Source organism: Pseudomonas sp. C9D1 (genome assembly GCF_056491235.1).
The window spans coordinates 271,234-285,558 of record NZ_JBSZIE010000002.1 but is presented as its reverse complement, the minus strand read 5'-3'; the positions used below and the strand labels follow the sequence as shown (position 1 = coordinate 285,558).

At 59.9% G+C, this 14,325-nt stretch carries 7 protein-coding genes and 1 pseudogene; 1 reads left to right on the top strand and 7 read right to left on the bottom strand.

Annotation, left to right across the window (positions count from 1 at the left end):
* Position 1: 1 nt before the first annotated feature.
* From ACXI0U_RS09670 to ACXI0U_RS09660, 3 genes are all read right to left on the bottom strand, one after another.
* Complete coding sequence (locus ACXI0U_RS09670) at positions 2-2,038, bottom strand: hypothetical protein (RefSeq protein ID WP_479550148.1); 2,037 nt, start codon at positions 2,036-2,038, stop codon at positions 2-4.
* 344 nt (positions 2,039-2,382) lie between these two features.
* Positions 2,383-5,040 carry a DUF6603 domain-containing protein gene (locus ACXI0U_RS09665; RefSeq protein WP_271661245.1) on the bottom strand — a complete coding sequence of 886 codons (2,658 nt, stop codon included), beginning with the start codon at positions 5,038-5,040 and terminating at the stop codon, positions 2,383-2,385.
* A 33-nt stretch (positions 5,041-5,073) separates the two neighbouring features.
* The gene (locus ACXI0U_RS09660) at positions 5,074-7,416 is read right to left on the bottom strand and encodes a hypothetical protein (RefSeq protein ID WP_479550147.1); all 2,343 of its coding nucleotides are present in this window, start codon (positions 7,414-7,416) and stop codon (positions 5,074-5,076) included.
* Positions 7,417-8,045: 629 nt separating this feature from the next.
* Here ACXI0U_RS09660 and ACXI0U_RS09655 point away from each other — a divergent pair.
* Positions 8,046-9,011: pseudogene (locus ACXI0U_RS09655) on the top strand (bifunctional GNAT family N-acetyltransferase/nucleoside diphosphate kinase regulator).
* Between the two features lie 396 nt (positions 9,012-9,407).
* Here the strand turns inward: ACXI0U_RS09655 and ACXI0U_RS09650 are convergent.
* The 4 genes from ACXI0U_RS09650 to ACXI0U_RS09635 are packed head-to-tail and all read right to left on the bottom strand — an operon-like array spanning position 9,408 to position 14,295.
* On the bottom strand, positions 9,408-11,006 hold the full coding sequence (locus ACXI0U_RS09650) for a TniQ family protein (RefSeq protein ID WP_479550146.1): 1,599 nt from the start codon (positions 11,004-11,006) through the stop codon (positions 9,408-9,410).
* Positions 10,999-11,931 carry a TniB family NTP-binding protein gene (locus ACXI0U_RS09645; RefSeq protein WP_397487563.1) on the bottom strand — a complete coding sequence of 311 codons (933 nt, stop codon included), beginning with the start codon at positions 11,929-11,931 and terminating at the stop codon, positions 10,999-11,001. The genes ACXI0U_RS09650 and ACXI0U_RS09645 overlap by 8 nt, the downstream gene beginning before the upstream one ends.
* On the bottom strand, positions 11,912-13,771 hold the full coding sequence (locus ACXI0U_RS09640) for a hypothetical protein (protein WP_479550145.1): 1,860 nt from the start codon (positions 13,769-13,771) through the stop codon (positions 11,912-11,914). The genes ACXI0U_RS09645 and ACXI0U_RS09640 overlap by 20 nt, the downstream gene beginning before the upstream one ends.
* Positions 13,768-14,295, bottom strand: coding sequence for a Tn7 transposase TnsA N-terminal domain-containing protein (locus tag ACXI0U_RS09635; protein WP_397487566.1), 528 nt, complete (start codon positions 14,293-14,295; stop codon positions 13,768-13,770). Before ACXI0U_RS09635 ends, ACXI0U_RS09640 begins: the two co-directional genes overlap by 4 nt.
* Positions 14,296-14,325 lie beyond the last annotated feature (30 nt).

Below are 14,325 nucleotides of genomic sequence, written 5' to 3'. Positions count from 1 at the left end.
TTCACCTGGCCTTCTGTGCCTGATTGGTAAACACCATCTGCTCGGGCACCTTGACCAGTTGCAGCGCGAACTGCGCTGCATTCAAGGTGGTCTTGCCCAGCTTGGCGGCGAGGGCCGCGTTCAAGTGCTTGATGTTCAAGACGCGGTCGGCCTGCGGGCCGCGAAAGTCCGCCACGCCGTCCAGGGTGTAGGTCACGCCGGGCATGATTTCGCCGTTGTCCGGGTCACGCAGGTCGATTTCCAGGGCCTGCTGCACGGGCTCCACGCCAAAGCACAGGCCTTCGCTGGGCTGGTCGAACTCGATCCAGGCCGGGGCATCGGGGAACAGGCAGATCAGCACGTTGGGCGATAGCCGATCGAGCCGGAGGATCTGCATGCGGTCGATACCCAGCGGCGCGCCCTCATCGTCCTTTCCAACACTGCGGTAGCCCTTGATCTCGATGCCCGGGTATTGCACGAGCACGTCGGAGCGCAGGAGGAAGCCGGCGATCACCCCGTCAGTGGGGTCCTGTTGGGTGGCGGGCAGGCCCAGCAGCTGTTCGCGGATGCCCAGGGTCAGCCGGTCGAGGGCATCGCGGATGAGGTCCTTGGTGATGGTGTAGTAGTGGCTGTCCCTGGACGACTGCACGCCGATGCTCATGGCGCCGTCCACCAGGCTGTCGATCCAGGCGCGATCGAGGTAGAAAAAGCGGATCGATTCGATCGGCAGCAGGCGCGAGTCGGCCACCAGGTGGTCGAAGGGCACGTCGTACAGCAGCGAGGTGCGTGCCAGCCACTCGACGATGGTTTGCAGTTCCTGGCCCTCGACGGCGTTGAGCAGCGCCGTGACCTGGGGGTTCTGCATGAGCTTCTGCAGCTCCTGGAGCAGCTGCGGCGGCAGGTCGGCATCGGCCTGGATCAGGGTGCTGGGCGGCGGCGCGAAACTCACCGGGTTGGCGTTGAGGTTGGGCGCGATCAGCGTGGAGAACTCGCCGAGCATGAAGTCGAGGAAACCCTCGGTGATCAGCTGGTCATGGAAGAACTGGTTGATGTCGCCGGCGTAGGTGTCGAGGAAGTTCTGCAGCTGGTCTTCCTGCGCCAGGTTCGCCAGCAGGTCGACGATGTGGTTCAGCTTGCGGCGCCAGTCCATCAGGCTGGTGGCGAAGGCGCGGTTGCTCAGGGCCATGAGGCGGCCGGTCTGCCAGGCGACCGAGTAGGAGAGGTCGAACAGGCCGGTCTGGGGATCGAAGATCACCGCATCGGATGCCGACCTGAAGGGCTGCATGGTGGCGCCCCGGGTGAACTGGTCGGGTTTGCACGGTGCCAGGGGGCTGCGGTACCAGGACAGGGTCTTGTTGCCGTACAACGCGTTGTATTGCAGGGGCACGTAACCGTTGCCCAGGGCCTTGCTGGCGACCTTGCCGGGCGAGGCGTCCTGGGCGATGGCAGCGGGGGAGAGCGGCAGGCGCAGGCTCAGGCCGGTGTTCTGCTCGCTGTCGGCGGACACCAGGTTGAGCATGAAGCTGCTGAAGCTTTCGCCGTGATCGGGCAGGCAGGTGAAGGACCAGCTGTACAGCGAGATCAGCCGAACGCTGTCGATACCCGCCGGGAAGGTCGCGCCTTCGGCGAGGTAGGGCTTGAAGCCTTCCAGCGAGACCAGGTGGACGAGTTGCCGGGTCGGCTGCTCCGGGTTGATCGGGAAGCGGTTGCCGACGATCAGCGAGAACCAGCCCGAGTGCGTCATCTCGAGAATTTCCTTGTGCTCCATGTTCACCTGGCGCACGTGGGCCAGGCTGCACAGTTCGCTGGTGGCCGGAGCGGCATTGTCCAGGTGCGGCACGAGGGCGAGGAAGCTGGCACTGGAGATGTCGATGCTGTGCACGATGTCGTCATCGCTCTGGCCGTGGTCCAGGTGGGCGATGCTCGGGCCCAGCAGCCCGCCACTGCTGATATTGCGCACCTGGGACAGGGGCAATGCCGCCGCCAGGGTCTGGGTGGGAGGCGCCACACTGTTCTGCGGCACGCTGATTTGCGCAGTGTCGAGCACCAGCAGGGCCATCCAGGGCGCGCCGCTGGTATCGCCCGGCTCCAGGGTGTGTTCCCAGGCAGGGCGCGCTTGTTGAGGACGATCTGCGGCAGGTCGTTCTCGAACTTGCCACTGCTGCCGTTGGCGGGAAACACCGACTGCACGTCCTTGTCCGTCAGGCTGAAGCGTGGCGCCTGCACGGAGAAGTTCTGGGTGCGCTGCACCTTCTGCGTTTCGTTGTCGTACAGCAGCTCCTGGGAGAAGGCGATGCTGTAGTCGCCGGCCAGCAGGGGCGGCACGATCTTGTCGAAGAACTCGATGGTGCCGGGTTCGAGATCGGCACTGCGGCGAATCGGGATGGCGCTCTTCATCTCGTCTCATTCCACCTGGGCAAGGGGCAGCGGGCCGATCAGCGGATCGGTGGCGAAGTTCGATTGCGCATCGAAACCGGTCATGGATTCGTCCAGCACGGCGAAGCCGCACAGGGCATCGAGTGCCGCGACTATCTGGGTGCGCGCGCTCGCGGTCTTGTCGATGGCCGGGTTGATCACCGCGCTGCGTGCATTCGCGGTGATCGCCGCACTGTTGGGCACCTCTGGCGCGGCGGCGGAGATCGGCAGCCAGGGCAGGGTGGTGCTGCCGGTGGGGAAGAGGGTGAAGTAGGTGAAGGCCTTGGCGATGTCGATCTGCCCGGTGTGCGCCGGCTGGTAGGTGGCCAGTGCGGAGAGGCCCTGAACACCGACCAGGCAGCCGTCGATGAGCTTGCCGTTGGGGTCGACATCCGACGGCTTGGCCACCGGCGCGCCCCACAGGGCCTGCGGCAGGGCCCGGTTGAAGGGCTGTGGCGTGTTCCAGGTGATGGGGTTGCCGTCTTCCGAGGTGATGCTCAGGCTGGCCTTCGAGGAACCGATGCCGGTGACCTTCATCGGCCGGATCGCCAGCGGGCCGGCCTGGGATTGCAGGGTGCTGCCGGCCACGCTGAGCTGGGTCATGGGCACGGCCGAGGTGGCGTCGAAGACGAACTCGTCGGCGCGCACCAGCCAGCGGACGCTGCCATCGCTGTCCTGCACCTGGTTGAGCAGGCCATTGCTGATCGTCAGGTGGCACAGCTCGGCCTGGGCCTCGTTGTTGCTGGCCTGGGCTGCGAGCGAGAGCGCCGCGCTCTGCCGGGGCTGGGCCAGCATCGCCTTGAAGTCGTTCCAGGCCAGCTTCTGGTCCCCCGCGCCTTCGCTGGCGCCGAAGGGCACGCTGAAGGAGATGATCCACAGGTGGATATGCACGATGCCGCCGGTGGGCGGGCCGTACAGGGCCAGATTGGCGCCCAGTTCGAAGTGCAGGGTGGTGCTGACGAACAGGAAGTGCACGTGGTAGGACACGCCCACGTCGACGCCGATGCCGGCCGTGAAATAGAAGGGTTTCCAGTAGATGAGGAAGTCGGCGTAGGCGGTGAACCAGGCCCGCAGGTTGCCCGATTGATAGACCGCCTCGAGCCCGCCGCCGGCCATGATGCAGGAGGGGGTCAGGGCGAAGTAGGCACCGCCCTTGATCGACACTTCGCTCGACACCGCCCAGTCGAAGCCCAGGCGCGACACCACCGGGTAATAGTCTGGCGGCTTGAAGGCCGGGTGGTAGCCACCGACGGTGAAGACGAAGTCGCCGGCATGGGCGTTGCTGCCGAACCAGCTGTAGAAGGCGAAGCCGCCGGTCAGGTGGCAGTTCTTGTCCAGCACATAGGAGTTGGACGACAGCGCCGCTTCTGCCTTGAACAGCCCGGCATCGGGCTGGAACACCACTTCCAGATCCAGCTCGACGTAGCCGTAGGTGACGCCCGCCGGGGGAAAGGAACCGTAGGACTTGCCCAGGACCAGGATCTCGAACTCCTTGCCGACCTCCACCACCGCCACCACGTTGGAGTGGATCAGCTCGAAGGAGGTGAACTGGATACCGGCGGCGAACCAGTACTCGCCGAGGGCGGGCTGGATGTAGCGGTTGACCTTCCCCAGCACCTGCGCCAGCTGCGATGCCTGGGGCAGGCCACTGCCCGGCAGCCCCAGTTGCGACGGGTCGTTGAGCCCCGCCAGCAGGGGGAAGCTGCCAACGTCGGAGACCGCCGGCGGCTGCACCGAGCGGTTGTAGCCGAAGCCCGCCGACAGCCCGGTGACGAAGAACGCCGGCGGCCCGCCGATGGCGTGGTCAAGGAAGGCGAAGCCGAACAGCGAGTTGTCGGTGTGGCCATTGCTGGCGATGGAAGTGAAGGAGCCCAGGGCCATCAGCGCGAGGTCCGCGGTGCGGATCTGCAAGGCGCCGTCGTACTGCTGCTGGCCGTTCTGTTCGCTGATCAGCAGGCCGCCCTCGATGGTCAGGGCCGAGGTGGAGAAGGCGACGTCCAGGCCCTTGAGCCCCATCCTGATGTCATCGAAGCTGTTCAGGCCGAAGATCGGCACGGTTGCCGACAGGCCGCTGAGTTCGACGCTGAAGGAGGAGGTGGCCAGGCCTGCATCCAGCAGCACCTGGACGTCGTTGCCGATGCAGTTGAAGCCGATCCGGCCGATATGGATGGGGCCTATGGATTTCTGGATGTTGATCCAGAAGATCGAGTCCGGTGGCACGGTCTGCGGCGTGGCATCGGTGAGCGTGCCGGCCACCGCTGTGCCCTGGCCAGGGGGCGCGACCTGCGAGCCGGATGGCGGCGGGTTGGTCGAGCCCGACAAGGGCAGCTTCAACTGGCTGACGGTGTTGCCCCCCAGTACCAGCGTCAGCTCCAGCACGAACTGGTCGGTGGCGGTGCCGCCGATCGGGTGTTCGAAGGCCAGCTGGAAGTCCTTGAGCACCACGGCGGAGTCGGCGAAGTCCTGGCTCACCAGCGGCATATGCCGGGACAGCACCAGGTCCTCGACCTTGAAGCCGCCTTTGACCTTTAGTCCCTGATCGTCGTACAGCCCGAAGAACAGGGTGCCCGGGAGAATGACCGGAGAGACTTCGACCGAAGCGATCGTGGTCTCGGTTGTGGCTGCCAGCCTGGTGGAGGTGACCATCCGTGGGAGCTCCTGCATGAGTGGGCGTCGCGGCTAGGCGTCGTAGCGGATCCAGCCGCCCCAGCCCGGGACCCGGGGGAAGTTGTTCGCATCGAGCCAGGGATAGACCGGGGGCCGCCCGGCATACACGGTGGCATTGAGCTGCGTGGCCAGCGCCTGGCCGAGGCTGCAGCAGCCCAGGGGCAGGGCGCTGAAGCAGATCAGCAGCTTGACGATGGGCGTGCGGCCCTGGTTCCTGATGCCGCTGAGGTAGTTGGTGAGGTACCCCTGCCCGGCGAGGAACTGGGCGAAGTCGTCCTTGGCCATGGGCCGCGAGAAGTCCACCCGGTTGCCCAGTGCATCGAAATGGGTCAGGGCCGGGAACACGAAACGGCCGATGCCGTGCACGCCGATCACCAGGTCAGCCTGGCGGTCCGGTGCGGGGGCCGGTGCTGGAGGTGGGGCAGGGAGGGGAACGTGTTCGAGCCAGAACAGCCGCTCGCGCATGCCGTTGTAGCCGTTGTCCATCTGCTGGAACTCGCTCCACTTCACCAGGGCCAGGGACAGGCCGTTGGCGGGCGTCGCCGCCGGGTCGTTGAAGCGGGTGGCGTAGACCGCCATCGACCAGCCCGGCAAGGCGACCGGCAGGCCCGGGTTGGGCGGAGGCAGGGGCGCGGCATTGTTCATGACCGCCGGCTGCGCGGCGGCGAGGCCGTTCAGGGCGTGAAGGTTGGCCTCGGCCAGGGACAGCGGCACCGGCAGGCACGAGCCGCCACTCAGGCCGCCCATGAAGTGCAGGCCGCAGCCCATGGCACCGCCACCAAGCCCGCCGATGGCGCCGCTGGTAAGGGCCAGCGGCTGGTTGAAATCCAGCAGGCCGGTCTTGGCGTAGCTCTTCACCAGGGCCGACACCACCGCGCCACCACCGGCGCCCAGGGTCAGCACCGAGCCGAGCATGATCAGCCGCAGCTTCGGGATCCGCGCCGAGGGCGTAGCGCCGTTCTGTGCCCAGCCGGCGAACAGCTTGTTGCCCAGTAACGTGGAGACGAAGGCTCCGGAAAAACCACCGGCGAAGCCCGCGAGCAGGTCCCACTTCACGTCCTCGGTGTCGAGGTTCTGCAGCATGCCGAACAGCCCCTGGGAAAGACCGGCCGCCACGCCGCCGACCATGGGCGAGGCGATCAGCCCGGTGCCGAAATTGAGGACCCCGAAGGTGCCGATGAGCAGGGTCGTCACCCCCGACAGCGCCGAGGCGACGCCGACGCGCCAGGCCGGTGGCGCTGCGGCTGCGGCGGGCTCGGGTGCGGCGTCGGCGGCCAGCGCCACGAACGCGAGATCGGCAGAGGAGGGGGCCGGCGTGCCATTGATGAGGGCCACCAGGGTGGCCGGGGCGTTGGTGAACTCGGCGAAGCTCTGGGGATCGCCGAACACCGCCTGGAACTCGCTGGACTGCCCCTGGACCTCGAAGGCGATGAAGCCCAGCAAGGCGCCCAGGAAGGCGATGAAGTCGCCCAGGGTGAAGGTCTTGCCGGGGAAATAGTGCGCATAGAGGGCGATGAAGAAGGCGTTCTGCACGGGTTGCTGCAGGTAGGCCTTCAAGCCCAGTTGCCCGATCAGCGAGGAGAGCTGCCCGGAGCCGAACACCCCCTGCAGGGCGTTCATGGCGTCGTCGATCTTGAACAGCTGGAAGAAATCGCCGATCACGCTGGAAAACGGCTTGCTTCCGGATATCGCCTGCAGCAGGTCGGCGGCCCCCATGCCGGTCAGCGAGACCAGTTGCTTGGCGTTCAACAGCTCGGCGAAGGACGCGAACAGCTTGCCCAGGGCATCGAAGGGGTCGGAACCCTCGCCACTGTTGCGCACCGCACGCACCGGCATCGCCAGGGCTTCTGCCGGTATCGGGGAAAACACGTCGAAATAGCGCGGGATATTCAATTGCTGCAAGAGCACTCGGCGCAGCTCGGGGCCACCGCCGGCAGCTGCGGTACCACTCGCCGGCGAGACCAGCCCGATGGCAGCCTCCACCGATGAGCCCTGGAGGCCATTTTGGTTGTGCTGGGCAATGACGGTGGCCAGGGGTTTATCGAAAATCTTCTCCAGGTTCTGCTGCTGGGCCTTTATCTCCACACCCAGGGCGTCGAGTACCGCCGTGGTCGCTTGTTTCTCCACCGCTGCGGCGATGTTGGGCAACTGGTCGCAAAGGTTGTCGAGGAAGGTGGCGATGGCGTTCTTCGCGGCGAGCACCTCGGAGAGCGGGTCGTCGCCAGTTGCAGCGGAGCGGGTCAGCTGCAATGGCCGCGCAGCGGGTGTATCCAGTTGCACATAGCTCAGGGCCTGATCAACCGTACTGACCAGGACGCCGTCGCCGGTATGGGTGATCTTGCTGATCCGGGTCAAGGAGCGAAGCAGTGTGCGGAAGCGTCTCAAGTGCAGGCTTGGGGTGATGACAAGCTGCTGCTGATCCTCGACCTTCGCATGCACCACCCTGTGGTATTCGCCCTCGGCCACCACGAGGCACAGGTGCAACGAGCCGGACACGGGCCCCGGTGAATGGGTGCAGGAGATGACGTGGGGGTTTCCGGGCTCGAGGCTGATCCGGGTCGCTCGGGCCGTGGCGTCAGCCCTTAGCCAGAGCAGGCCGTCTTCGACGTGGAACAGAGACTCACTTGCGGCAGCATAGGCAACCATTTTGCCCTCCGATGGCAGTTGCTGTGCATCCATGCGGCCTTCGTACGACGTGAGCTGGCCATTTGCCTGCGGAAGCGTAGACGGCGACCTTTGTCCGTCAAGGACGCGGCTAAGGCCGATTCGGAATGTCGGCGGCCGGGTAACCGCGTAGATCGTTCCTGACCGTTTCGGGCAAAGGGGCGGCAGGCATACTCGGCCGGGGCCTCGCGCCCGGGGTTGTGCATGCGCGGTTGCCGCGTCCACGTGTCGGGAAGCGCTTAATGTCGAAGCAGAGGGGCGCAGGTCGTTTGGAATTTCCGCGCAATGGCTTAAAGTCGCCGGTCGCCGAAAGAACCGTCATGGCCATCGCCATGAAGGGCTTTCATCCTTTACGAAGCGCTGTGGTGAAGATGAACAAGCCTTTCATTTCGCTGTGCCCGGAAATCACTCGGGCCCATGCACTGACGTTGATGGACTGGTTGGAAGATGAGCGCGTCACCCGTTACCTGAGCGATTCCGATGATGTCTCACGCACCATCGAGCAGGCCATCGAGCGGACTCGAGCCCCGATGCTGACCCATCTGTTCAACCGCGACGGCCGCTTCTTCATGGCCTTCGACAGGCACGACACCCCGGTGGGCTTCGTCCGTCTCATCAAGACCGGCGCGGATTACGAGATGGTCCTGGCCATCGGCAACCGCGGCGAATGGGGCCGGAACCTTGGCGCCCAAGTACGATCCGCGAGGGCATGAAGCTGGCCTTCCTCGACATGCGAGCCCAGAAGCTCATCGCCAAGATCCACCCGGACAACACGCGGTCGTTGAACGCTTTTCTGCGCAGCGGCTTCCAGCTCGAGAGCGAAACGCCGGCATTGAATTCATTCGCCATGACGGCTGGGCGCTACCTGCAGCTGCTGCGCGAAGGTGCCCTTGGCGACGCGACGGGGATTCACATCACCGAAATCGACAAGGCCAGGCTCGAGAGCCTGATCGTGCTCGAGGAAGGCCCGGCCGTCGTGGAACTCGAGCATGAGATTGAGCGTGCGATTGTCGTCACGCCGCAGCAGGTGGCGCGCAATGTCGTGACGATGAACTCCAGGGCCTTGCTGCGACTGGACGACGAAGAGATCGAAGGTCCTGGTGTATCCCGAAGACGCGAACGCCAGCGCAGGGAAGCATTCCGTGTGTTCCGACATCGGCGCCGCCATCCTCGGTTACCAGGAAGGCCGACTGTAACCGATTTGGCGTGTGGCTGATCGGACGCGCCAGATCGAAATCAGGAAGGTGCTGTACCAGCCGGAAGCAGCGGGCGATTTCCATCTCTAGCATTCGTCCAGCTGGCGAGGATCCCAAGGACGGGAAATCGCCGATTTGATGAAGCAGGGAGGTGTCGGACGTCAGCTAAAGGGAGAATTTAAGTCACTGGAGAATCAATGACTTACGCAGCTAGCGTGAGATTTTCATTGCCCGAAAGCGTCAGCTATCGCGAGATTTTCATTGCGAAAATCGTCTAAGAGGAGAATTTGCAAGGCGCTGCTTTTACACGACCACGAGACAACGCACCGAATGGCTTCCTATGCGCTAAGAGTGGTCGCGCATTGACAACTTGTCAATACGAGCCAATTGGGGGGGGCGGGTCGATCTGGGGGCGCTTTCAATGATGGTCAGACAGGCAGTGTGACCAAATTGAAGTCGAGAGAACTTGAGGCTACGTAGCTGGCCTCAGCGTCCGGTGAGGCTATTGAGGTGGGACTCTAGCTCTTTTGTGCGCGTGTAAAGCACGCCATCAATGGCTGCATCGAAGTCTGATGCCTGGAGATCAGCTCGTAGCTGTCGAATGGGGATTCCGGCGATCTTCGACCACCGTTTGATAGAGGTATGGCCGGCGAGCAGCCGACTGATATCGCCACCCAGGAAGTAAAGCTCGCGCCTCCACCCCAAAGGCTTGAGCAGCCCCAACGAGCACGCCTGAGTGATTTCTTGCTTGTTCATCCCAATGATGGCGATAGTCTGCAAAAGAGGACATTGAGCATTCTCTAAGGAGGCGAGATGCCTCTCCATCCAAGCCAGCAGGGCAGCGGTGCCTACGCGAGCCCCATCAAGTAGAGAATTTCGCTCTGGATTGGGTTTGAATGGAACTTCGTTCAGCAGGATGCCTGCCAGCACATGTCCCAGATTGCCACCATGAGCTGCTGCGATGCGGGCTGCATGCTCCATATCGGTGAGCGAACCCGAAGCATCTGAATCCAGCTGTTCAATCTGCTTGGCCAATTCAACGAGATCAAAACGAGAATCCCGGACAGATTTGTGGCCGATAAGCCCTTGAATGGCAGCTGACTCAAGCAGCGGCAGGATTTCGGTTGCCTCACACCCAAGAACTTGTGACAGCAACCGATGATCAACGAGCGCCATTGGATTTGCGTTGTCTTCTGCGGGCTCATTGACCGAATGTCGCCCCGCAAGGCAATCGAAAACTCGTAGAGGCCATGGTAGTCCCAGCTTTTCTTTCAGCGCATAAATCGGCAGATAAATGGCTGATGCTCCAATTGAAGCAGTAGCCGATCTATGGCTCCGGCAAGCTTCGACCCATGACTCCATCGCCGTTGAATCATTGAGCAAGGCGTACGCCTGCTCCAGAAGCAGGGGCCAGCGAGCGACTTCTGTGGGCGGCCTCTCACGAGCAGACAGGTCACTGCTCAAAGGTTCAAGGACGCACTGAAGAGCTAGTAGTAGATCGCGAATAAAATTGTTGAGCCCGGTCGTGTCGATTAAACATGCACGAAGCGCTGAAGCATATGCCGGTAGTTGCACCGGCCTAGTAGAGTCTTTGAGGCCGACCCCGCACGAAGGGCATTTGCAATCGAACAGCTCTTCCGACCAGGTGAATGGGGCATTGCAGTACGGGCACGCATGGATCAGTTCATGGTCATGCTCATTGCAATGGGTGAACGGCAACTGGCCAAAGTACGACGGTATCCGCTTTTCTTTTTCATTCAGGCAAGCCGTACAGACCCTGGGGACGCGGAGCTCAAGATTGCGGTAAATCCGCGTGGAATCATGCGGTGTGACCTTCGCCAAAGTCTCGTCTCGCACGATCAGGCTTTCCAGTTCGGCACCGCTCAGTCCCAGCCACTGGGCCACGGTTATGAGGGTGTCCGAGGATTGATGGTTTTGTGCCCTGGTGCCCTTAATATTGAGCGTCGAGAAGAACTCTCGTACTGATCCCCGGCCATTCGCAATGGCTAGTCGCAGCAGATAAGCTGAGAAGTGCTCACCAGCATCTGGCCGAAGACGGACAGGCAGTAGTTTCTGATCAGACATTTGCCCGTAGCGCCAGTGCGCGCTCTACCTGTGGCATAGGCAGCAGAAACGGATTGCCCACTTTACTCAAGCTTCCAGTGGTGAACTCAAAGGCACGAGCAAGATGCTTAATGCAGACCTGCTCCTTTCCATCGGTTTCTTCGAGTGCGTGCTCCAGCAGGTTTGAAACGAAACCATGCAGACCACTGGTGGCAAGGTGAATGCGTTTCAGCATCTCTTCATCTGTCAGATTAATGCATGGCACTCCGATGATCTGCTGGTAGCCAGCCATCAAATTTTTCCAGGCCTTTGATCCTAGAGCGGCAGGCATGATCTCAACAGATGCATTGAAACGACGAAGGAGCTGATCCTCCTCATGCTTGCCCTTAATCGTATCAGTCAACAGTCGGCTAGCATGGGGCAATCCGACCAGCACGAATGGAATCTGCGTATCCCTAGTAATGCTTTTGATGGTGTCAGCGGCCTCTTGGGTGCGTCCATGCGTATGCTCGGGGAGCACATGCTGAATCTCATCGATGATGATCAACTTCACGCAGAGCGAGCTTGCAAGGCGATTAAATCGCCGAATCAGAGCGCGTGTGGTGCCTTTGTCAGGCTCAGGGTCGCCGCATGCATCTAGCAAAGCCGAGAGGATGTCGTTGACCCGAACACGAGCATGGAGCGACACATACAGAATCGGGCGCTCAATGCGATCCTCCCGTGCTACGTCGGGATAAAAATGCCGGTAGGTGTCAACGATGGTTGATTTACCGGCACCACTCGGGCCCAGCAACATCAGGCTTTTCGGGTTTTTCCCTTGGGTTGTCTTGTGGCTGCGCCTGATTGCCTCTGTAGCCTCATCGAATTGTTTGTTCCGAAACGTCCGCTGCAAGAATGCAACCGTATGGGGTTTACGCTGCAAGGGGTCAGTCAATGGTGACGACATAGTCATCATCCTCATCAGTCTGTGGCCGGCTCTCGTATCCAGTCGTGCTGGCCGCAATCGGTTTGCTGGGGGTACTCAGGATGAAGTCCAGGTCGACTGGACTATCGAAATCATCAAGTGGAACATCAGGGCCTTTACGCCGTTTGCTGCTATAGCCCTCACGAACACCGCCATCTATGACAGGGGCAGCTTGGGCAGTTGTCCGGGCCGTGCGCTTTGAACGCAACTCAGCGAACGAGAGACCTTCGGCCTCAGCAGCAAGAATGTTCGGCACCTCGAACAAACGATTAGTTTGGGGGTTAACCACGCTAATTGCAGATGCATCAAGCGGATCACGATAGATAGTGACTTTAATATCAGATCTGACCCCCGGCTTTTTTGAGGGCTCCAGATCGTGATAAAGGCGCTGCAATTCATCAGAATTAAATGCCTGGTAGTCGCAAGTAATCCCTGTCGCGTATTTGAGTTGTTTCTCTTCGCGCACTCCACGCAGCAACTGGGTATAGGGAATATCTTCGAGAATGATCGGCGGATGCGATTTTGCGCTTTCAGCCCAGACCTGGGCAGGGGTTTTCCCATTCAGACCACTGTGGGGAGTATTGTGATACTCAATAATGAACTCACTAAAGGCTTGACGAAACTCGGCGACGGTGTGAACTGCTGCCTGTTTGACGGTTTCATCAGACTGAAATCTTCTGTCACGCTTACCGAGGTAGCCATCAAAGCCACTGAAAAATCTCGTTCGGCATGTTCCAATGAAGCGCTCAATCATCGGCTTTCCCCATCCCATTCGTGTCGCCGTCTTCGCGATATTTACTTGGATACCTGCAAAAAATCTCACAGCATCCTCTGAAACATATGCTACTCCTTGATCTACTAAGACAGTGCATGGCAGACCAAAGAACGGGTAAAGAGGGTCATGTTTTTTAGAAATTGCATATCGAAGCGTGTGGATTACACAGCCTGATGATTCGCTATGCTTTCCGATATGAATCCCATAGCCCAGAACAGCGCGCGAATAGTCGTCCATTACAAAATAGATGCTTGGCATTCCAACGTATTGGCCAAGAATATTTTTCAGGCCGTAATTGAAGTGGGCTGCATCCATTGAAGCCAATTCAAGAATATGCCTGAGCTTCGTCTTTGCAGTGGCCGAGCGGCCTTCTTCACGCGCAGCACTTTCTCCGTACCTTTTTCTTATGGCAGACAATCGATCTAGTTTTTGGATTCTGCGTTCGAAGCTAGAGAGGGATGGGCACGGGCCCAAATATTGTCTATTAAAATAGGCTCTCGTAAATTCTATATAAGCCTTATAGATCGTCCATTTTGACTTTCTGAGGTATACAGACTGAATAACCTCGTCCATCAGATTAAAAAACTCATCTGGTATGACAGGGCGTCTGTGCCTTTGTTTTCCAAAAAGAACATTTGTCATGTTCTTTCCGTTGTCAATCCACTTCCTGTAAATTTTATGGATTGTCGATTTGCTTGGCGGGCTGGCGTCGCCAATATCCGCAGCTACTTTTGAAATTACGCGCTCTCTGACACCTTTCGCACAAGGCTTTTTCTCATTACTCAGTTCAATGCAGTACTTTTCAAGGCGAATAACCTCTTTCTTCTGCTCATCATCCAGCTGGATATGGCAGGGGTTATATGCTGCCCGCCTGACCAGGCTCATCTCGCCATCTCTATAGGCATCAGCCAAAGCCACGTGGGAGATTGAGAGCGCTGAACTATCTAGAAACTTAATGACAGCAATGCTGTTGTCATAGTAGTCAATTTCCCCAGTTTTCCCACGAAAAGAAATGGGGTCACCGACAGTGAGATATTGAAGGCTCATTGTTTTATAATCCTTGTGCTGCCCACTAGCGGTGACGTTATGTCAAAGGACAGGTAGCCGTGGGCCAGAAGAGCGAGTGGCGTAACGTCCCGAGCTCCAAGTCGCTTTGCGCAATCGATAAGGTCGCCATAACATAGCTCTTGAGGCAGGGCTTTCATTATTTCCATGGCGTCTGGCTTATTAACATCTACTCGCCTATACGAGTACAGAACCTTCAAATTATCGATCCGCTTTCCAACTCGAATATCACCATCAGTAATGATCTCTAGGCGCGAATCGTAAGACCTCATTATTTGCCTATTAATTAGCGCAAATTTTGCCTTGAGCTCTTCGTTAACGCGATTGCTCATCTTGACTTCACGAAAAACAAATTCAGCGGAGGATTTTCGCTTTAACAAAGAGTCTGGCGTATATCGGCAGACCTTCCCTATGGCATTTTTGTACTGTATTGAAATGGGCTGTGTTTTATAACGCTCAATGTCGTCATCAAACTCCATGACAAGCAGGGCATCGAGCTCAAGCATGCTTTCACACCAGCAATAGCTCTGGTTTTT